The 20,312-nt window shown below is 67.3% G+C and carries 19 protein-coding genes and 3 tRNA genes; 20 read left to right on the top strand and 2 right to left on the bottom strand.

Going from position 1 to position 20,312, the window contains the following annotated elements; all coding sequences use genetic code 11:
• Window positions 1–18: 18 nt before the first annotated feature.
• The 10 genes from ACIBX3_RS52040 to ACIBX3_RS52085 all read left to right on the top strand — a co-directional run bounded on the left by ACIBX3_RS52040 (window position 19) and on the right by ACIBX3_RS52085 (window position 5,932).
• A tRNA-Asp gene (locus tag ACIBX3_RS52040) sits at window positions 19–93 on the top strand.
• 5 nt (window positions 94–98) lie between these two features.
• Window positions 99–175: transfer RNA gene (locus ACIBX3_RS52045), tRNA-Phe, on the top strand.
• 252 nt (window positions 176–427) lie between these two features.
• Window positions 428–733, top strand: coding sequence for a hypothetical protein (locus tag ACIBX3_RS52050; RefSeq protein WP_397128209.1), 306 nt, complete (start codon window positions 428–430; stop codon window positions 731–733).
• Window positions 734–800: 67 nt separating this feature from the next.
• On the top strand, window positions 801–1,406 hold the full coding sequence (locus ACIBX3_RS52055) for a DUF6461 domain-containing protein (RefSeq protein WP_397128283.1): 606 nt from the start codon (window positions 801–803) through the stop codon (window positions 1,404–1,406).
• Between the two features lie 1,024 nt (window positions 1,407–2,430).
• Entirely contained in the window at window positions 2,431–2,697 is a 267-nt protein-coding gene (locus tag ACIBX3_RS52060) for a type II toxin-antitoxin system Phd/YefM family antitoxin (protein WP_397128210.1), read from the top strand.
• Window positions 2,694–2,954 (top strand): Txe/YoeB family addiction module toxin, encoded by a 261-nt coding sequence (locus tag ACIBX3_RS52065; RefSeq protein WP_305923223.1) that lies wholly within the window; start codon window positions 2,694–2,696, stop codon window positions 2,952–2,954. The genes ACIBX3_RS52060 and ACIBX3_RS52065 overlap by 4 nt, the downstream gene beginning before the upstream one ends.
• Before the next feature lie 253 nt (window positions 2,955–3,207).
• Window positions 3,208–3,280: transfer RNA gene (locus tag ACIBX3_RS52070), tRNA-Phe, on the top strand.
• A gap of 264 nt (window positions 3,281–3,544) precedes the next feature.
• The gene (locus ACIBX3_RS52075) at window positions 3,545–3,805 is read left to right on the top strand and encodes a type II toxin-antitoxin system Phd/YefM family antitoxin (RefSeq protein WP_397128211.1); all 261 of its coding nucleotides are present in this window, start codon (window positions 3,545–3,547) and stop codon (window positions 3,803–3,805) included.
• Window positions 3,790–4,197, top strand: coding sequence for a PIN domain-containing protein (locus tag ACIBX3_RS52080; protein WP_375117958.1), 408 nt, complete (start codon window positions 3,790–3,792; stop codon window positions 4,195–4,197). The genes ACIBX3_RS52075 and ACIBX3_RS52080 overlap by 16 nt, the downstream gene beginning before the upstream one ends.
• A gap of 898 nt (window positions 4,198–5,095) precedes the next feature.
• Window positions 5,096–5,932 carry a hypothetical protein gene (locus tag ACIBX3_RS52085; protein WP_397128212.1) on the top strand — a complete coding sequence of 279 codons (837 nt, stop codon included), beginning with the start codon at window positions 5,096–5,098 and terminating at the stop codon, window positions 5,930–5,932.
• Between the two features lie 469 nt (window positions 5,933–6,401).
• Here ACIBX3_RS52085 and ACIBX3_RS52090 read toward each other — a convergent pair whose 3' ends face one another.
• Window positions 6,402–9,110 (bottom strand): LuxR C-terminal-related transcriptional regulator, encoded by a 2,709-nt coding sequence (locus ACIBX3_RS52090; RefSeq protein ID WP_397128213.1) that lies wholly within the window; start codon window positions 9,108–9,110, stop codon window positions 6,402–6,404.
• A gap of 140 nt (window positions 9,111–9,250) precedes the next feature.
• Here ACIBX3_RS52090 and ACIBX3_RS52095 point away from each other — a divergent pair, with 140 nt between their 5' ends.
• The 10 genes from ACIBX3_RS52095 (at window position 9,251) to ACIBX3_RS52140 (ending at window position 18,060) form a co-directional block, all read left to right on the top strand.
• On the top strand, window positions 9,251–9,835 hold the full coding sequence (locus tag ACIBX3_RS52095; protein WP_397128214.1) for a dihydrofolate reductase family protein: 585 nt from the start codon (window positions 9,251–9,253) through the stop codon (window positions 9,833–9,835).
• A 56-nt stretch (window positions 9,836–9,891) separates the two neighbouring features.
• A complete protein-coding gene (locus ACIBX3_RS52100; protein ID WP_397128215.1) occupies window positions 9,892–11,100 on the top strand; it encodes a DUF6298 domain-containing protein in 1,209 nt (402 codons plus the stop codon).
• 8 nt (window positions 11,101–11,108) lie between these two features.
• The gene (locus tag ACIBX3_RS52105) at window positions 11,109–11,915 is read left to right on the top strand and encodes a DUF5937 family protein (protein WP_397128284.1); all 807 of its coding nucleotides are present in this window, start codon (window positions 11,109–11,111) and stop codon (window positions 11,913–11,915) included.
• A gap of 227 nt (window positions 11,916–12,142) precedes the next feature.
• Complete coding sequence (locus ACIBX3_RS52110; RefSeq protein ID WP_397128216.1) at window positions 12,143–12,799, top strand: response regulator; 657 nt, start codon at window positions 12,143–12,145, stop codon at window positions 12,797–12,799.
• 71 nt (window positions 12,800–12,870) lie between these two features.
• Complete coding sequence (locus ACIBX3_RS52115; protein ID WP_397128217.1) at window positions 12,871–13,995, top strand: sensor histidine kinase; 1,125 nt, start codon at window positions 12,871–12,873, stop codon at window positions 13,993–13,995.
• 109 nt (window positions 13,996–14,104) lie between these two features.
• Entirely contained in the window at window positions 14,105–14,842 is a 738-nt protein-coding gene (locus ACIBX3_RS52120; RefSeq protein ID WP_397128218.1) for a hypothetical protein, read from the top strand.
• Window positions 14,843–15,004: 162 nt separating this feature from the next.
• Window positions 15,005–15,313, top strand: a complete 309-nt coding sequence (locus ACIBX3_RS52125) for a zeta toxin family protein (protein ID WP_397128219.1) — start codon at window positions 15,005–15,007, stop codon at window positions 15,311–15,313.
• A gap of 88 nt (window positions 15,314–15,401) precedes the next feature.
• Complete coding sequence (locus tag ACIBX3_RS52130) at window positions 15,402–15,902, top strand: SigE family RNA polymerase sigma factor (protein WP_397128220.1); 501 nt, start codon at window positions 15,402–15,404, stop codon at window positions 15,900–15,902.
• Window positions 15,899–16,675, top strand: coding sequence for a hypothetical protein (locus tag ACIBX3_RS52135; RefSeq protein WP_397128221.1), 777 nt, complete (start codon window positions 15,899–15,901; stop codon window positions 16,673–16,675). Before ACIBX3_RS52130 ends, ACIBX3_RS52135 begins: the two co-directional genes overlap by 4 nt.
• A gap of 176 nt (window positions 16,676–16,851) precedes the next feature.
• Window positions 16,852–18,060, top strand: coding sequence for a serine hydrolase domain-containing protein (locus tag ACIBX3_RS52140; protein WP_397128222.1), 1,209 nt, complete (start codon window positions 16,852–16,854; stop codon window positions 18,058–18,060).
• Window positions 18,061–18,130: 70 nt separating this feature from the next.
• Here the strand turns inward: ACIBX3_RS52140 and ACIBX3_RS52145 are convergent, their stop codons facing one another.
• On the bottom strand, window positions 18,131–20,158 hold the full coding sequence (locus tag ACIBX3_RS52145; protein WP_397128223.1) for a cellulose binding domain-containing protein: 2,028 nt from the start codon (window positions 20,156–20,158) through the stop codon (window positions 18,131–18,133).
• Between the last annotated feature and the right edge of the window lie 154 nt (window positions 20,159–20,312).

The raw sequence follows: 20,312 nt of genomic DNA on the forward strand, positions 1-20,312 counted from the left end.
AAACAGAACGGCACGCAAGGTCCTGTAGAGCAGTTTGGAGTGCTCGCCACCCTGTCAAGGTGGAGGTCGCGGGTTCAAGTCCCGTCAGGACCGCTCTGGGTCAGGTAGCTCAGTTGGTACGAGCGTCCGCCTGAAAAGCGGAAGGTCGGCAGTTCGACCCTGCCCCTGACCACCAGCTTTGAACAGTAAGAACGCCCCGAAGCGATCATCGCTCCGGGGCGCTTTTCGTTGTGTTGACGGCAACCCTGACGGCAACGTCGACGTTCGGGTCTTTCCGTAGTCTGCGACTTCTAAGATCCGAACGTGTCTGAGTACGTGTAGCCCGACGAGGGTCCTGAATTCGGGAAACGGGTGCGCGATGCCTGGGCCGCGACGCGTCAAGCCCTGGCGATCGGGATGAGAGTGAAACGGGAAGAACCGCACCCAGATGACCTGGTACTGTCCGAACCTCAGCGGGAACGGCCCGGGCAAGCAGTGCGATGAATATCCGTTCCGCTCCACCTTCCAAGCGCTCGGCGTCGAGGGCAAAATGGTCAACAATGTCTGGACGCCTACGTTCAACGCCTCACTTCGCATGGTGAGCGCGGCGCACAACGGAGCCGCCGGTCGCGATCTGGGGGCTTTCTACTCCCGCTATCGCGTCTTGACTTCGAGCTCCCGTGAAGGCGGCGCGGGCAACTGGCCGTCCAATGCCTTCTGGGTCAGAATCCGCGCGGGCGCGCCACAGTCATAACTCCACAGTCAGGAGGGGGCGTCTCCGGGATGCCCCCTCCTGGCGCACCTACAATCGAGTGGTGATCATGCGGTCGCCGACGTACCTCCACGACCTTCTGGTCTCGACTCTCTTCAACGATGAACTTGATCACGACATGGACCTTTGGACGCTGGGATTCAGCGCCCTTTGGATCAAGGGAGCGGACCTCGACACCCTCGCCCAAGCCTTCTCCTTGGACCTTTCCACCCGCGTCCCGAGCCACTCGAGCGAAATCCTCGACCACAACGGCGACGACGGTTCTCTCTGGGTAGCCGAGGCCGGAGGTTGGACGGGCATCCTGCCGGCACGTTCAGACGACGCTTTCCTGCTGCCGCTGACCGAAGGAGGCCGTCAGGCCCTCAGCTTCAGCATGGACATCAACGGCCATGACAGGTTCAAGTACATCCGAGACGGGGACACCATCGTCTCTTTCCGGCCCACCTGGCCCGACTCCAAGCAAGGCAGCGACCCGCACGCGCTCGATCACCTGATGGATGGGCTGCGCTTTCAGGTCAGTGGCGATGACAACCCCGTGGAAGAGGACGAGAGCATCAGCTCGGCCCTGGCGTTGATCGGCCGCATAACGGAAACAGACATGGCCGCTGACTGGCTTGAGGCGGTGCACTCTCGCATTGGACTGACCTCAAGGTGACGGGGGGTGGCCCCGACTCTGGTGTACTGGCTGGAGGTTGGCCGTTATCGCATAAGCCCAGGCCAGCTCGTAGTCTGTGATTTTCATAGGATCGGGCGGCTGGGCACGGAGGGCCAGAAAGCGTGGGCGATGACCTGGCGGCGGAGCAGGTAGCGCACCTCGGTGATTCTCCAGCCATCAGCAGATGGCTGTGTTGACAGCGAGGTTGGTACCGCTGCAAGCGGAAGGTCGCTGCCGCACCGCTTCCGGCGCCTCCGGGGTCAGGTGCTGTACAGCAGTTCGTACAGCAACAGCGTCATACAGCGCCAACCTTCGTCGCACGGCGGCGCACGTTCGATCTGCACGGCAGGGCTGTCGTCGTGGGCCCGCCCACAGTTCGCATCGAAGTGATCAACGCCGTGAGATGGCGTCCCATGGAGTGGTGTAAATCGTGACGATCGGTGACGGATCTCTGGCATAAAGTGAGCCATCGTGTGACGGTCGAAGGGAGAGGTCTCAGAGTGCGTTAAGCGAGCTAATGCCCCATTCGTCGTTGCGGTTGGTTGGATGAGGTCTGCTGGTCGGTCAGCCGCCGTTCGGCCTACGGGCGCGGCTGGCGCGGACACCGGACCGCTCGTGAGCAGGTTCTCTGCGTATACCGCGACTGAGCTGGTCACGGTCGGCCCGGTGTCCGCGGCGGCGGGCTTCACGCCGTAGGGCTTTACACGGACACCTACTGTCGAAGGTCCTGTCGAAGGTCGGTCGTCGCGGGACCGGCTGGGACGGCGGGGGTTCGAGGCCATGTCCAGGCGGAGCGCAGGATGAAGGCCAGGAGTAGCACCTCGATTCCGATGGAGAGGCCGTAGAAGGGGGCCCAGTCCCAGGACTCTGAAGGCGGGAGCACTGGCCCGCACCTCGGTAGATCAACCCAGGGCAGCTAACGTCTGCAGCCGTTCGCATTTATGTGGCGGCTTGATCTCTGCGCGTACCCGTGTACGGATCACCGCCGGTACTCTTGATGTACATCATCATGTACACTGGCGATATGAAGGTGATGACCATGTCCGAATCGCGGGCCAACTACGCCGCCACTCTCGACGCTGTCATTGATGACCAGGAAGAAGTCCTCATCACCCGCCCCGGCGGGGAAGGCGTCGTCATGGTGTCGCAACGCGAATACGAATCGATGCGCGAGATGCTTTACCTCATGGCCTCGCCCGCCAACCGCAGACGGCTGTCGGAGGCGGTCGCCCGTCTGGAGGCTGGAGGCGGCACCGTCCGCGAACTGGCCGATGAGGACACCACCTCGTGAAGATTCTCTTCGACGAACTTGCCTGGGAGGACTACTGCTACTGGCAGCGGGAAGATCGACGCATCCTCAAAAGGATCAACCAGCTGATCGCCGACATAGCCCGAAACGAGAACGAAGGCATCGGCAAACCAGAGCCGCTGAAGTACGAATGGTCCGGCTACTGGTCCCGGCGCATTACCTCAGAACACCGTCTTGTCTACCGCGTCAACGACGACACCATCATGATCGCCGCCTGTCGCTATCACTATGAGAAGTAGCGCCCGTCCGGCCGACGAACCCCAGCATCCCGCCTCGGTTCAGAGAGGGAAGCGGGGCTTGGCGCCGCCTGTGGCGCCCCTCTTGCGGGAGACGCGTGCTACTCATCGGCTGTGGCCAGGGCGGTCGACGCCGGGGCCCGACGGAGGGCCCGGCGTCGGGTGACCTGCGCTGAGGGGACAGCAACCCTGACAGCAACGTGTCCACACGCCAGCACATCTGCGTCACCGTCCACATGCGCCTGACCATGGCCTCGGTCAGCTGAGCAGGGCGGTTGTCCCGCCTGAAAAGCGAAAGGTCGGCAGTTCGGCCCTGCCCCTGACCACCAGCTTTGAACAGCTAAGATGCCCCGAAGCGAAGATCGCTCCGGGGCGTTTTTGTGTCCGCTGAAGGCAACAAACGAAGCGGACGGTCATCTGCAGTCGGGGTGTGAGCACCGGATGAACGGCTGGCAGATCGCTACGGCTGTCGCGCCTATGCATCGCCATGTGACGGCTTGATCCCTTCTTGGCTGAGGTCAGTGACTTCACGAGAGCAAGGGCACGCTTCGACTCGCTGAACAGGAGCCGACATCATCAGATAATCTGATTCTATGAAGGTGATGACTGCCACTGAAGCGTCTCGGAGCTTCGCCACCGTCCTGGACGAGGCGGAGCGCGGGGAGACCATTGTGGTGACTCGTGGCGGGAAGCAAATCGCCGTGATCGGCCCTGCGCCCACTGCGCCAGGGCGTATGGTCAAGGCGTTTCTGGCCAGAAGGGCGGGGACGCTGGACGCGGATTTCGAGGCTGATGTCGCGGCGGCCCGTGAGGCAATCGACGACGAGATGAGGGGCACGTGGCCCGACGCCTGATCCTGGACACGGGTGTGCTCATCGCGGCCGAGCGGGGCAAGGCGTCCGTGGACGCGGTGATCGAAGACCCCGATGATGTGGCGATCGCGGCGATCACTGTGGCGGAGCTGCTCGTCGGTGTGGAAATGGCCGATGCGGCTCGCCGGCCCAATCGGCAGGCCTTCGTCGATGAAGTCCTGGCGTTGATTCCAGTCGAGGAATACACGACAGACGTCGCCAGAGTCCATGCTCGTCTTATGGCGCATGTTCGACGAGAAGGTAAGTCTCGTGGCGCGTACGATCTCCTGATTGCGGCGACGGCCGCGGCCACCGCGAGAACAGTGATCACGATGGACGCCTCGGCCGCATTCGATGATCTTCCAGGCGTCCGTGCTCAGGTGGTCCCCCGCTGAATGTCGACGGCAACGCTGACGGCAACGTCAGCCACCAGTCCTACACGGAAGGCACCACAGGCGGCCCCCACCTCCTGGTCGCGGCCTGCCAACAGGCTGATTGCTACACCTGGAAAGCGGAAGGTCGGCAGTTCGACCCTGCCCCTGACCACCAGCTTTGAACAGCCAAGATGCCCCGAAGCGAAGTCCGCTCCGGGGCGTTTTCGTTGTTCTGACGACAGCGCTGACGACAGGTGCGTAGAAGAAGGGCCGCGGCTGTCCGAAAGATCTTGTGAAGACCTGGTTCATGCAAACAATCAGCTGTCAGGATGAACGTTTGGGAGGTCGTGCGCGTCGTCGTAGAGATCGGCGGCCAGGCAACGTACGGCTCCTTGACGTGTTCATGGCAGGTCTGTCGAACGCCATGGCTGCCGCAGCTGGCTTTGATGAGATCAGACGGGGGCTCGGTATGACGGGGCGGCGGAACTGCCGCCGGGCGGCAGGGCTGCATGCCCGGCTGGCGACTCCAAGGCCTCGGAGCGTCAACCTTCAGTTGATGCTTGACGGATCGGCATCGGCGGCCTGCGCGCGTCGGGCGGTCGCTGACCGTGCTGCGGCTCTTCGGCCGGTCGCAGTCGGCGCCGCCCACGCGCGGGCGCCAGGTGGATAGTGAAAGCGAATGAAGAGTAGCCATGGCCTTCCCCTATATTGCCCAGCGAATCAACTGCACGGCTCATCGATCGCTGCCGTCCTTCCTGGTTCGCCATCAATGCTGGTGCGGATACGGGCACGGTCTTTCGTTCGGCTGATAAATTCAGATCACAGAATCATGACATTCGCCCAGCCTTGATGGCTAGGGTATGGACCGCGCCCTGAACGTCGTTCAGACTGTCTGATCGATAACAGTATGAGGGGACTCATGAAGCGATCTTTCATTGCAGGAATTGTGGTCTGCTTACTGCCTCTGGTGTCCTGTGTGGCCGAGGTGAAGCCGCGCCATCCTGACGAGACGGTAGTGGTGTCTCCAAAACATCTTTGGACGGTGGTCGGCAACTCGGCCATGGTAGCGAATCCGGAGTATCGATTCCTTATGGGTGATGAGCTTGAGCCTGCCCCCGGGGGCTACGAGTTCCGGTTCGTTGGGACAGCGCCGAAGCCCAACGATGGACAGCCTGTCTCTTTTGAATCACCATTCACAGCGCTGATTACCATGTCCGGTGATGTGCGGAATGTCTCCAAACTTCGCTCGACCAGCCTGTCCCCTGCTATCGCCGAGTTCGGATCGGGCGTACGGAATGTTCGCCCGGAGAACCTCCCGCGCGAATTTGAACGGGGGACGATGGCAACGGCCTTGATCGAATTCGATAAGCCCGAGACAGAGAAGAGCCTCGGCCTTGAGGACGGGCCGTCGGAAGACGTGTTCTTGTCACGTCAGCGGCCAGGAGCCAGGCCGATATATTGGTCGAGTCAAGCAGGATGTTCAAGCAACGGCTTACCTGATCCATGCATTGACTATTCGTCGGTCAGTCAGTTTCGTAGCTGGGTGTCACAATTAACGGCGGCGGATGGTCGCATACTGGGTAGATTCGCATTGAATTTGGCCGATCTCCAACGGGCCGCAGCGGATGGACTGATCTATGGAATCATTGTGGACGTCTCGCCCTATGGACTGAGGCAGCGTCTAAAAAGAGGGAATATTCGGGCTGTTTGGGTCGCAGAGGTGCGGGCATGTCCCATCAAAAAGGAATGCCCGTAAGCAGGCATCTGAGCGCCGGTCCGCCCACAGGCAAGCCGAACCGTCCCGCTGTCCTAAGTGGGTGCCGCCTGTGAAAGATCACGGCATGGGCCGATGCCGTGACGATCCCTGACTTCGGTGCTCACCGTAGATGGTCTGGGCGATCGACACGCGGGCTCACCGCGGCCACCCTCCACACATTCCTGACCACGGTCTCAATCAACTGAGCAGGGTGACAGCTCGGCCTGAAAAGCGAAGGTCGGCAGCGTGCTGAGGCGGCGATCCTCGGGCGCCTTGATGATCGCTTTCGCTCCGCGACGGTGAGGCCTCGGTTGACCTTGTCCTTGGGTGGCGAGATCTTGACGGGCTCGCGACGTCGCGTGTGATGACCTCTTCCCGGACGGTGTTCTCCGGAGCGTTCCGCAGGACGGCGTGTATGGATTGGACCATCCGAACTCCGGACACGGTGGGCACCCCATGATGGGGCCGGTCACCGCGGCGCCCGGTTCGCGCTGTCAGCGGACAAGGCCGTGGCGAGCGCGGCGAGCTCGGCGCGGTTGGCGACGCCGAGCTTGGCGTAGACATGGGCGAGATGGGTCTTGACGGTGCTTCGGCTCATGAAGAGCCGGGCCCCGATCTGCGGGTTGTTGAGGCCCGCCGAGGCCAGCTGGACCACACTCAGCTCGGTCGGCGTGAGGCTGTCCCAGCCGGCGGCAGGCCGGCCGCGGGCGCCCCGGCTGCGGCGGACGTACGCGACCGCGTCGTCGAGGGACAGCTCGGTCCCCGCTGCCCATGCCGTCGCGAACTCGTCACCGAGCGTCTGCCTGAGTTGGGCAACCAGCTCGTCGTACTCGCGTCGCTCAGTGGCGCGCCGGGGACATCCCATGGCGGCGCGTGCCGTGGTGCTCGCGGCGAGCGTCCGCACCGCGTTCGGCGGGGCCAGCGACGCGGCGATGGCGTCCAGGCTGTCCACCCAGAACGTGCGTAGCCCGTGGGCGACGCGCATGGCCAGCGCCTCGTGGTGGAGGTCGGGGTCGCCGGTGAGGTGGGCCCGTTGCTGCAGCGTGTCGGCCAGGACCCGTGGCATGCCCAGCTCGCGTGCCACGGCCGCCGCCCGGTCGAGCTCACGGCGGGCGTCGTCGTACCGGCCGGCGCGCCGCAGCGCCTCTCCATAGCCGGCGTACGCCTGCGCCGCGAGGTAGGTCGGCGCAGCGTGATGGGCTTGCCGCACCTCGCGTTCGAACCAGCGCAGCGCCCCGTCCAGATCGCCACGCGCCGCCTCCAGTTGAGCGAGTGCCAACGCCATGCCCGGTACGAAGACCGCTGTTTCGGCGTTCTCCATGAGCGGCAGAAGTGGCCGCATGGCCTCGAGCGCGGAGTCCACGTCCCCGGACACGGTGTGCGCGGCCACCAGGGCGCTGCGTGCCATGCCGACGCGCAGGTAGTCGCCGAGCGGCTCGGCGAGTTCGAGCGACTGCTCGGCGAGGCGACGGGACTCGGCCAAGCGGCCGCACGCCAGTGCACTGCTCGACAGGAACGCCAGCGTGGTCGACGCGATGCCCCGATGGCGGTGGCGGAGGCCGCCGAGTGCCGTTCGCAGCAGCGCGCGGGCCTCGTCGTGCCGGTCCTGCAGCTGCCGGATCATGCCCTGCAGCGCCAGTGAAGCGTGCCTGAACAGTTGGTCGCCCGCGATCTCGGCGGACCGGATCGCCTCGTCGGCGAGCTCCCAGGCGGCGCCGAAGTCGGTGTAGAACCGGCCGACCGCGGACAGCGAAAGGCACTGGCGGCGCAGGTTCTCGTCGCCGTGCGCGGTGGCCAGCTCAAGCGCCTGCTGTGCCACGTCGTACTCCAGGTCGAGTGGGCTCGTGGTGTCCGCGACCAGCGCCAACCCGGTGAGCAGCCGTGCCTGGAGCCGCGTGCGGTCCGCGGGCGCCCGGTCGATGGCACGCCGGATGAAGGTGATGCCCTCGTGCCCGTGCCGGTGCAGGTGCCACAGCCACGCCAGCTCGGCGGCGAGTCGACGTCCCCGGTCGGGATCGGCGGCAGCGAGTCCCCATTCGAGGGCGGCGCGCAGGTTGTCGTACTCACCCTCGATCCGGGTGCGCCAGGTGTCCAGGTCGGCGGCCTGCTCCGGCCCGCCGGCGGCGAAGGCGAGGAAGTGGTCGAGGTGGCGGTCGCGGGTGGGGCCGGTCTCGCCGGCATCCTGCAATCGGCCGGCGGCGTACGCGCGAATGGTCTCCAGCAGCAGGTACCGGGATGCGCCGCCGCGGGTATCCGCGACGACCAGGGATTTGTCCACCAGCCGTCCGATGCTGCCGAGCACGTCGGCGGCGGCGACCACGCCGCCGGAACAGATCGTCCGTGCGGCGTCCAGGTCGAACCAGGAAGGAAACACTGCGAGGCGGCGGAACACCGTCCGGTCCGGCTCGTCGAGCAGGTCATGGCTCCAGGAAATGGACGCCGCCAGCGTCTGCTGGCGCGCGGCGACGCCGCGTGGGCTGCGGACGAGCAGACCGAACCGGTCGTCCAGGCCGTTCTCGATCTGCTGCGGGGTGAGGGTACGCAGCCACGCGGCCGCGAGTTCGATGGCGAGCGGGATGCCGTCGAGGCGGGAGCACATCACCTGCGCGGCGGCCGCGCCGGCCTGGTCCAAGGCGAACCGTTGCCGGACCTGGCGGCCCCGCTCGACGAACAGCCGCAACGCCTCGTCCGCTACCAGCGGCGGAACCCGCCAGACCGCCTCGCCCGGCACCGCCAGCGGTTCGCGGCTGGTGGTGAGCACCGTCACCCCGGGGCACGAACGCAGCAGCGCGCCGACGAGTTCGGCGGCGCCGTCGATGACGTGCTCGCAGTTGTCCAGGCAGATCAGCGTGTGGCGGTCGCGTAACTGGGCCGTCAGCGACCGTACCGGGCCTTGCCCGGGTTCGACGAGGACGCTGAGCGCCGCCGCGACCAGCTCGGCGACCTGTGCCTGATCGCTGACGGCCGCCAGTTCGACCCACCAGACCCCGCCCGGCCTGCGCGCGACCTCGATGGCGGCGACCTGCGCGGCGAGCCGGGTCTTGCCGACGCCGCCGGTGCCGGTCAGCGTCACCAGACGCTCGCCGTCCAGCAGAGCCCGCACCGCGGCCAGCTCGGCCTGCCTGCCGACGAAGCCGGTGAGCTGGACGGGCAGGTTGGCAGGCGGTCCGGACGTCATGGCGCGGCCCAGTCTGCCACCGAACTGTGCGAACTGGCCACCAGAGGCTCTCGGTGTCGGCCACCTGGCCGATGTTCCGCCCCGCCCCCGACGGCAGGCTTCATGCGACACCACAACTCGACAACAACGGGAGCAACACCATGGGATCCGTCGTCGCCAACATGTCCATGTCACTCGACGGCTTCGTCGCCGGTCCGAACGATGAGGTGGACCACGTGTTCGCCTGGTACAACGCCGGACCGGTCAGGGTCGAGACGGAGAATCCGGACTTCACCGTCAACCTCACGCCGGAGAGCGCCGAGGTGTTCCGGCCGGGCGCGCCGGGCGCGCTGATCACTGGGCGCAGGTTGTTCGACCTGACCAACGCGTGGGGCGGCAAACACCCGATGGGCGCGCACGTGTTCGTCGTGACCCACAGGGTGCCGGACGGCTGGCCGCGCGAGGACGCACCGTTCACCTTCGTCACCGACGGCGTGGCGAGCGCGGTGCGGCAGGCCAAGGACCTTGCCGGTGACCGGGACGTCGCCCTCGCCACCCCCACCATCACCCAGCAGTGCCTCGAACTCGACCTCGTCGACGTGATCGCGGTGGACCTGGTGCCGGTGCTGCTGGGAGAAGGCATCCCGTTCTTCGCCGGACTGGGGAAGGCGCCGATCACGTTGGGCACGCCGACGATCATCGAGGCCGAGGGCGTGACGCACCTGCGCTACGCGGTCCGCCGCTGACACGGTCACGACGTGGCAAAGGCGAACCGTCATGTCGATGCGGAAGGGGCGTAACGATGGCTGAGGAACAACGAAGAGATCAGCACTCAGGGCGGCTGCCGGGGCCGCTGGAGATATCGGGGGACAACCCGCGCTATTTCACGGTACGTACGGACAACCCGGCGCGGCGGCGGGCCGTGTACCTCACGGGCTCGCACATCTGGAACAACTTCCACGACGGTATGGGACCCGGCGCGACCCCACCGGCTGAGCCGGAGCGGCTGGACTACGACGCCTACCTGGATTTCCTCGCCGCGCACGGGCACAACTTCATCCGGCTGTGGCGCTGGGAGCAGTTCCGGTCCCAGGCCGCGGGCGGCGCGTTCCACTTGAACATGACCCCGCAGCCATGGCCGCGCACCGGGCCGGGAACCGCCAAGGACGGCGGCCCCAAGTTCGACCTGTCCCGGCTCGACCCGGCCTATTTCCAGCGGCTGCGCGAGCGGGTCACCAGGGCCGGTGAGCGCGGCATGTACGTGGCCGTGATGCTGTTCGAGGGCTGGGCGCTGCACCTCAGCCCGGCGCCGGACAACGTCGAGGGCCACCCCTGCCACCCCGCCAACAACGTCAACGGCGTCGGGATCACCTCGATCGTCGACTACCACGTACTGCCGCTCGACCCCGACGTGCGGGCGCTGCAGGAGGCGTACATCCGGCAGGTCGTCGACACTGTGCACGATCTACCCAACGTCCTCTACGAGGTCGCCAACGAGTCATCCGGGGGCGGTGCCGTCGATCAGGAGATGGCCGCCCTGCTCGGCGTCCCGCTGGACACCGAGTGGGGTGACTCGACCGGCTGGCAGTACTGGGTGATCGACTTCGTCATCTTGATGGACTTCGGCCTCATCGACGGCATCCAGCCGGCACCGGACACCCCGTCTTTCGCCGCGTTCGAGCCGGCCCGCCACGCGATGGGCGACACCCGGCGCTACGCCGAGAGGATCGACCTCATTGGCATGCCTCCCCACGGCGAGCTCAGCTCCACCGGCTACGCGCTGGCCCACCCCGGCAGGGAGTACCTCATCCTGCAGCCGAGCGAGGCCGGCGAGGCGTTCACCGCCGCGCCGGCGGCCGGCACGTACACAGCCCACTGGTACGGCGTCAACGACCGGGCATCCCGGAGCGGCGGCGAGCTGACCGTGCCGGGCGACGAGCCGGTGAACTTCGCTCCGCCGCCGACGATCAACGGCCCGGCGGTGCTGCACCTGAAACGCGCCAGCGGCTGAACGTCGGCATCGTCAACCTCCCCGACTTTCTCAACCCGGCGCCGGCGACCGCATGCCCCCACCTTTCCGACGAGTTGGCCGCCATCGAGGCCACCGACCCCGAACAGGTACGGCGGGATCTCGACCTCCTGGCCGCCGAGCGCGACGGCCGGTTGTCCTCCCGGCTGCGGAGCCTTCACCGGACCCCTCGTACCTACCTGCCTCGGATCGTCGCGGAGATCGAGGTCTACTGGCGGCTTGCGATAGCGCCTTACTGGGGCAGGATCCGCTCGGTGCTGGAGGCGGACGTCTTCCACCGAGGCCGCCAGGTGGCCGAACAGGGTACGGCCCAGGCACTCGACGAGCTGCACCACACGGTGCGTTGGGTCAGCGGCGGCCTCCACCTGGTTCAGCGGCACTGCGCCATCACCAGGATCGAGACCGGTGCCGGGCTGCTCTTGGTGCCGTCGGTCTTCGCCTGGCCGCGAGTGCTGACCCGGTCCGTTGTGCCGGAACCACCTCAGCTGGCCTACCCGGCACGCGGGATCGGCACGTTGTGGGAGCGTCGGACACATGAGCGCATAGAAGCTCTCGCCGCCGTGATCGGCCGATCCCGCGCGCTGATCCTTGCCGAACTGGACTCACCCGCCTCGACCACCGAGCTCGCCCAACGATCGGGCCTTTCCGCGGCGGGCGTGTCCCAACACCTCACCGCACTGCGGGCCGCCGGCCTGACCAGCACCCACCGAGCGGGCCGCTCGGTGCTCTACGCCCGCACCGGCGTCGCCGATGCCCTGCTCCGCACAGACGTGAAAGCCCGCTCGAAGCGACGCTGATCCTGTGCGCGGCCTGCATGCCAGCTTGAAAACGGAACGCGCCAGGGATGGTCAGGCCGCCCAATCCAGGTGTGGCGAGACTAGAGGAGGCGGCGCCAGCCGTGAAGCGGAGGAGGGCTCCGCCGAGCGGCGGGGACCGGGTGCGGGCGGCTCAGCGTTACGGCCGTAGTGGTCACGTTCCTGGGCGGATAGGGTCGGGCCGTGCTCGCAAACACCCGGAACCCCCAATGACGATCAGCTTGGTCATTGCCGACGACCACGCCATGATCAGAGCGGGCTTGCGGCTGGTCGCGGAGAACGCGGACGGCATTGAGGTGGTCGGCGAGGCGGCTGACGGGAGCGAGGCCATCGCCGTCGTCCGGCGCGAGCGTCCCGACGTGCTGCTGCTGGACCTTGCGATGCCGGTCGTCGACGGCCTGGAGGCCGCCCGCACATTGCTGGCCGACCCTGCGCCGCCCAGGATCGTGATGCTGACGACGTTCGGCAGCGACGAGAATCTGCACCAGGCGCTGCGTACTGGCGTCAACGGGTTCCTGCTGAAGAGCTCGCCGCCGGAACATCTCGTTGAGGCGATACGGGTGGCGGCGGCCGGCGACGGCCTCATCGATCCCGCGGTGACCATGCGGATGATCGCTTCCTTCGCCGCGCGGCCGGTGCTGGTGCCGCCGCCGGAGCTGGACACGCTCACCGGGCGCGAGCACGACGTGCTGCTCCTGCTTGCGCGTGGGCTGTCCAACCGGGAGATCGCCGGCGAGGCCGGTGTCGGGGAGGCCACGGTCCGTAGCCATGTCGCCCAGATCCTGCACAAGCTGGGCCTGCGTGATCGTGTGCAGGCGGTGGTTCTGGCGTACGAGTCCGGCATCGTACGCCCTGGTGAGGCATGATGTCCTTCGCCCGAGGCGGTCGGTGGCTTCTGGCTGGGTTCCGCCTACCCGGCGGATGGCGGCCGAGCCGGATGGACCTTCTGCTCGCTCTCGCCGTGGTGGTGGCCGGGCAGGTCGAGTCGTTCGGGCGGCAGGGGCTGGAGCCGGGCCAGATCCGCCACCCCGTGCCGCTCGCTGCGGGCGCCGTCGTCGCCGGGGCGCTACTGGTCGTGCGCCGCAGATTCCCGGCGGGCGCGCTGCTGGTGCTGGTGGCCGTCGGCGTAGGCGTACGGGCGGTCACCGACGGCCAGTACTACCCCGCCTGGCACTTCTACTCCACCCTCATCCTCGTGCACACCGTAGCCAGCGCGGCGGAGCTGCGGAGCCGGCGCGGGGCGGCCGGCCTCGCCTGCGTGCTGATCGCCTACCTCTTCCTGCAGACCTTCCAGGACAACGACCTGGCCGAAGTCCTGATCAGCGCCGTCTTCATCGGCGTCGCGTACGTCAGCGGCATTCTGCTTCGCCGCCAGATCGACGAGACGCTGCGTGTGGCGAGGCAGGCCGCCCGGCTGGAGGCCGAGCGCGAGGAGCGGGCCAGGCGCGCTGTGGCCGGGGAGCGAGCCAGGATCGCCCGCGAGTTGCACGACATCGTCTCGCACAACGTCAGCCTGATGACTCTGCAGGCGGGCGGAGTGCGGACGATGCTGGGCAAGGAGGCGCAGCGCGAGCGGGATCTGCTGCTCGGCGTCGAACGGGCGGGCCGCGAGGCCGTGGAGGAACTGCGGCTCATGCTCGGCATGCTGCGCGACCCCGGCGGGACGGGCGTCCAGCCGCCATCCGCGGGGCTGGACCAACTTGACACGCTGATCGCGCAGGTCAAGGACACAGGAATGGCGGTCGGCGTAGGCGTGGAAGGCCAGCCGCGGCCACTGCCACCGGGGCTCGACCTGTCGGCGTACCGGGTGGTCCAGGAGGCGCTGACCAACGCGCTCAAGCACGCCCGCGCGAGCCGCATCGACATCACCGTCACCTACTCGCCCGGCGTGCTGATTCTCGAGGTCGTCGATGATGGCACGGGCGACGGCGGCGGCCAGAGTGGCGGGCATGGCCTCATCGGGATGCGCGAGCGGGTGGCGATGTTCAGCGGCGAACTGGCCGCAGGGCCCGCGTCGGGCAGGCGTGGCTACCGTGTACAGGCGACGTTCCCGCTGGGCTGAGCCCCGCACCATTGCGGAGACGAGGTCGCCCGGCAGGTGGACGACCACTGCGAGCAGCCGCCCCTAGCGTCCTTCACTGACGGCTTGTCACCGATGAAGGAGGACACCTGTGTCACCCCTGTCAGATTCGATCCGTTTCCGTCGCCTGGCCGCCGGAATGTGTCTCATCGCCGCGCCGGTCACGTACGTCGCGGGCATTCTCGCCGATCCCGCGCTGCGGCTGGGCGGTGACGCCGATGCGGTCGGCGCCTATGGGCGGAACCTGGAGCAGGTTTCGCTGAGCGCGGCGATCCTGCACTGGAGCTGGGTGCTGCTCGTGCCGGGAGTGATCGGCATGATCCACCTCGTACGGCGCCGCGCGGTGCTGCTCGGGCACATCGCGGGCGCTCTCGCGCTGCTGGGCGTGGTGAACTTCTCCGCCCTCATGCTGGGCGACTTCTTCTACGCCCGGCTGGAGCGTGAGCTGGGCCCCGCCACCGGCGCGGCGCTGGGCGATCGCGCCTTGGCCGATCCTGGGGCCGTGTTCGGCTTCCAGATCCCGGGCTTCGCCGGGGTGGCCGGGGTGTTCCTGCTCGGCCTGATCTTGGCCTACGGCCGTCATGCGCCGTGGTGGGCCCCCTTCGCCATGCTGGCGGGCATGGTCACCGCGCCCATTTTCTGGGCCGGCACGGTGATCGGCGGGCTGCTGTACCTGGCTGGGTCGGGCGCCATCGGAATACGCATGATCCGGATGACCGACAGCGAGTGGGCCCATCCCGGCGCAGGTGGCGCCGGGCCCGATCCGGCGCTCGACGCCCCCGGCGCCGATGGCAAGCAACCGGCCGGGCGTGATGTCCACCTGCGCTGACCACGATCTGCGCCTGCCCTCCTCCATCACCTGTCCCATGGCTTGTGCCTGACTGTCGACGGCAATCCTGACGGCGACTCCAGCCGCGGATTCGGGTCTGTGACAACAACGGTCCGCACGAAATCCGTGGATCATGAGTGCGCTCCCGTCCTACCGTGAGCCATGGAACTTCACCCGGACACACTCTTCGGTCCCGCTCCTGAACGAGCCGGGCGGCTGGTCTTTCTCAACGGGACCCCGAGCGCCGGGAAGACGACCGTCGCGAAGGCCCTGCAAGAGGAACTGGCCGAGCCGTTCTTTCACCTGTCGTTGGACGAGCTACGCGGTGGCTACCCACGCCGATACTGGCGACAGGACCACGGAGGCGTGCTCTTCCGCCGAGTGTCCGCCCGGTCGGGGCCTCGTCACCTATACGAAGGGGAAGGGCGCCGATCGACATCCTCGCCGGCGCCGCCCGCATCGAGCGTGTGACCGAGGGGTCCCCCGCGATTCTGCCTGTCATCCGAATGCGCCGCCCAGGCAGTAGTCATCTCTGGAGACAACGAGATGGAGATGATCGATGGACGACGGGTTCGCCGAGTACGTGGCACACCGGCACTTACGGCTGTGCCGGATGGCGTATCTCCTCGCCCGGGACTGGGGCGCGGCCGAGGACCTGGTGCAGACCGCATTGGCGAAGGCATGGATCGCCTGGCGACGGATCGAGGGCAACCCCGACCCGTACGTCTACCGGATCATCGTGAACACCCACGCATCGTGGTGGCGCAGGCGCTGGCGCGGGGAGATCCCGGCCGAGAGCCTTCCTGAGACGGCCGATCCACGCGACGCGGCCGCCGAGGTGGACGAGCAGGCTGCGCTGTGGAGCGCGATCGGCGCACTGTCCCCGCGTCAGCGGGCGGTGATCGTTCTGCACTACTTCGAGGGACGGACGCTCACCCAGGTCGCCGACATCGTCGGTTGCTCACTGGGAACGGTGAAGACCCAGCTCGGCCGTGCCCTCACCCGTCTTCGCGTCGATCCGGACATCCAGACCATCACTTTGGAGAGGACCCAGCGATGAGGCACACCGAGAGCGACTTGCGCAAGTTCCTGACCGAGCATGGCCAGGAGCCGGCCGGCCGCGAGCCGTCCGCCCATCTCGGCGCGATCGTCCGGCGGGGCCGTCGCATACGCCGTACTCGGCAGGCATTGACGGCCGCGGCCGCAGTGGCCTTCGCCGTCACCGCTGTCGGACTGATGAACGGCCTGCTGATCGGCGGCCAACCCCAGGCAACGGTCGCTCAGCTTCCTGTGCACTCGGCCGAGATCAAGCCCGGACCGAAACTTCCCGACAGGTTTCCCGTGGTGTTGGGAGCTGAGAAATTCGACCTCAACCTCCTCCACTCCCAGCGGTTCGCGACGGTGGGCACCGCGCAGACGGTGACCTTCACTCCGACCAGTTTCTTCACCGGATACAAAGTGGTCTGCGACGATCCCCGGGCTTGGGTTGTCACGGAGCTGCGGCTCAAGAGCGGCGAACCGGGCGGTACGGCCGGCCGATGCGGGGGGTCCGTGGGCGGGCATCACGACCGGCTGTCGGCGCCGTCCGACTGGCTGAAGAAGCGTCCGCAATCCCTGCTGGTCTGGGTTTTCCCGGCGGACGCCCCGGTCCGGGAGGTGGCTGAAGCCGTCACGGGCTGCCGGCCGAGGATGAAGTCCAAAGGGTGCGACGAGAACGCTCAGTCCAGGGCGTTGGGGGACCCCGAGGTCCGCCGCCGGCTGTCGGCCATGGTCGGCGAGCAGCCAGGCAGGTGGGCCGTGGGGATCTACGACCGGCCCGCCACAGCCAAGTAACAGGCCACCGCCCGAGCGGTCAAGCCCCTGACCTGACGCCCGCACCAGCGGGGCCGGGAGTGATCACGGATGTACTGACTGTGGTAGTAAAGAGCGCTGTAGGTACATTTGTGGCAATCGGGGGCACTGTGACGACGCTCAGCCGGCGACGGCTTCTTCAGGTGGGTGCGGGTGCCGTGCCGGCGATCGCGCTCGGGACGCGGCCCGCGCAGGCCGGCTCGGCCGACCTCTTGACCACAGGTGTGGTGCCGAGCGCGCTGGCCGGGTTCGACAAGGCGATGAAGGCGTTCGTCACCGAGCGGGACATCTCCTGCGCCCAGCTCGCGGTCGCCAGGAACGGCAAGATCCTGCTCGCCCGCGGCTACGGCTTCTACTCCAAGCCGAGCGCCTCGATCGTGCGGGTGCAGCCGACGTCGTTGTTCCGGGTCGCGAGTCTCAGCAAGAGCCTCACCGGAGCCGCGATCGCCAGGCTGGCCCAGGACGGCAAGCTGACCATGGGCGCCAAGGTCGCGTCCCTGCTCGGGCTGCCGACCACGGCCGACCCCCGGCTGGCGAACGTCACCCTGTGGCGGCTGCTCCAGCACACCGGCGGCTGGGACCGCGGCGTGTCCGCGGACCCGCTCTGGAACGACCACACGATCTCCGCGTCGCTGGACGCGCCGCTGCCGATCGATCATGCTGACATCGTCAAGTACGTCACCGCCCGCAGACTCGACTTCGATCCGGGCACCAAGTACGTCTACAGCAACTACGGCTACATGCTGGCCGGCCGGATCATCGAGAAGATCTCCGGCATGAGCTACGAGTCGTATGTCAGGCAGAAGCTCCTCGCCCCCGCCGGGATCACCCGGATGCGACTCGGCCGCAGTCTCCGCGGCGAGGCGTTCTCCACCGAAGTGACCTACGCGTCGAAGCACACCCGCAAGAGCGTCGTGGACGAGTCGGGTGCGGACGTGCCGTACCAGTACGGCGGGTTCAACATGCCCAACCAGGACGCCAACGGCGGCTGGCTCGCCTCGGCCGTCGACATGGTCAAGTGGGGGTTCGCCTTCGACGCGGCAGGACCGGTGCTCAACTCGACGTCGATCTCGCGGGTGTTCGCCAAGCCGGAGATCGGCGTGAACGCCAACGGCTCCTGGTACGGCCTCGGCTGGAGCGTACGCAACAACAACGTCGGCGGCCTGAACACCTGGCACAACGGCTCGATGCCCGGAACGTTCAGCTTCCTCGCGCGGGTCCAGAACGGCGTCAGCTACTGCGCGATCTTCAACCGCAGGGAGGAGGAGGGGACGCCCGACTTCGACGTGATCGACCCCATCCTCGGCGAGGCGATCGGCACCGTGAAGACATGGCCGACGACGGACCTCAGCCCGCGGTACTTCTGATCTCTACGCCTGTGCCGCATGACATCATGCGGCACAGGCGGAACCCCGGGCCGCGGCCCGGGGGAGCGCGTCAACGGGTTGTGCAGACGGTCCCGTTGAGGGTGAAGACGGAAGGCAGGACGTTCGGGCCCGCGTAGTTGCCGACGAAGCCGATCGTGGTGGACGCGTCCGTGGCGAGCGAGCCGTTGCCGGGTTCGTTGACGACCTTGACGTCCGAGCCCGTTGCCGTCCAGGTGGCGCTCCAGCCGCTCCCGAGGCTCTGCCATGGCCTGGGCCAGGTGAAGTTCAGGGTCCAGCCGTTGATCGGTGCGCCGTGGTTGGTGATCTCGATGGCGCCGACGTAGCCGCTGGCCCAGTCGTTCTGGTTGGTCAGGCGTATGGAGCAGGAACTGGCGGCGGGGGTGCCGGTCGTGAAGGTCAGCGGTGGGGAGGACCACGAGAGTGCCCCGCCGCCGGCGCGGGCGATCACGTTGAGTGTGTAGCGGGTGCCCGGCTTCAGGTTGTTCACGGTGAACGAGGTGCCGGTGGTCTCGCCGAGTTGTTCGCTGATGGCGCCGTTCTGGCGGTGGACCTCGTACTTCACGCCGGCGGAGGCGGCGGGCCAGGAGATCTTGGCGGATGTGTCCGTGATGTTCGAGGCGGTGGGCTGGCCGGGAGCGTCCGGGAGACCGGTCGGGGGCGCGGCGGGGCGCAGGACGAGCGCGGTCATGGAGAGCGGGGGCAGGGTCTGGCTCGTCGCGGTGCCGGTGGCCGAGGTGGTGATGGTCGTGGCGCCGTTCGTGTGGGTCAGGACGGTGGGGGCGCCGGACGCCGGGGTGAAGCCCGCGTAGTCGATCGCGGCGGGGTAGGACGTGTCGGACGAGGTGTTGATCAGCAGGACCGCCAGGTCGCCGTTGGGGCGGCGTACGGCGTGCGCGGTGACCTTCGGCTGGTCGGTCGCGGCGCGGACGAACTGGTCACCTTCGCGGGCGAACCTGCTCATCAGCTGCAGCGCGTAGTACGGCGCGAAGGGGGTGTTCAACGACGGCTCGCAGACGGTGCCGTCGGAGGTGCAGGTCGCGCTCGAGAGCAGGCCGAAGTCGCCGTAGTCGGTGTGCCCTTCGACCTGCGTGACGGGGCCGATGCCGTTGTGGACGTTCCACCAGTCGACCGTGAACACCCCGTTGGCCAGCAGTGTCGCGTACGCGTCGGCGGCGGCCAGGGCACCGGGCTGGGTCGTCGTTCCGGCGCTGCTGGAGCCGGTGTTGAACTCGGTCATCGCGATGCCGATCCGCTCGGAACCGGGCCCGGCGTACTTCGCGATCTGCTCGCGGGTGAGGTGGATCATGTCGGGTACGTGTCCGGCCTTGTCCAGAGCCCCTGGATACCAGTGCAGGATCACGAAGTCGATCTTCGAGCCGGCCGTCGACAGGACGACCTTGTTCCACGTTCCGGAGTCCCCTGCGGCGGTCACCCCGTCCGGCCAGTTGGCCGAGGTGGTCAGCACGGCGCCGATCTTGATGGTCGGGTCGACGGCCTTCATCGCGTCGGCGTAGGCCACGACGTGGCGGGCGTACTCGGCCGGGCTCTTGTCCGCGTGGTCGTCCGCCTCCCACGCGGTGCCGTAGTGGCCGTTGCCGTAGTTCTCGTTGCCGATCTCCCAGTACTTGATGCCGTAGCCCTTGGTGACGTTGGCGTGCCGCACCCAGGCCGCCGCCTCCTCGGTGGTGCCGGTGCCGTAGTTGGCGGTCACCATCGCCTGGGCCCCGGTACGTCGCACGCCACGCATGAACGTGTCGAAATCCGTATTGGGGGCGACATATCCGCCGGGGGCGGTGTGGTCGGCCCAGTGGTAAATGTCGGAGTAGGAGCCGCCGGGGTAACGCAGCAGCTTCACGCCCGCGTCCTTCAGCTTGTCGGCGGTCTCGTCGGTGCCCAGGTTGGTGTCCCAGATGGCATGGTTGGTGCCGATGCCGGTCTCGGGGACGGTGGCGAGCGCGGCGCGGGCGTTGACGGTCACCGCGACCGGACTGGGCTCGTCGGCGTACGCCGCGGGGACGTTCAGGGCGGTCAGCGTCAGCAGGACTGCGGACGCGGCTCGTAGCAGGGTTCTCGGCATCGGCGCACCTCGCCATGGATCGCGGTAATCACTCGACGCCCCCTCCTGACCAGGAGGCATCATGATCATGAGGTTTGCCGCCGTTCCCGTCAAACAACGGTGAAACTTTCAGGCGCGCGGCCTCGCGGGTCCGCGGCACGACGGCCAGGCCGGG

It is taken from the genome of Nonomuraea sp. NPDC049480 (assembly GCF_044465905.1).
GTDB lineage: Bacteria > Actinomycetota > Actinomycetes > Streptosporangiales > Streptosporangiaceae > Nonomuraea.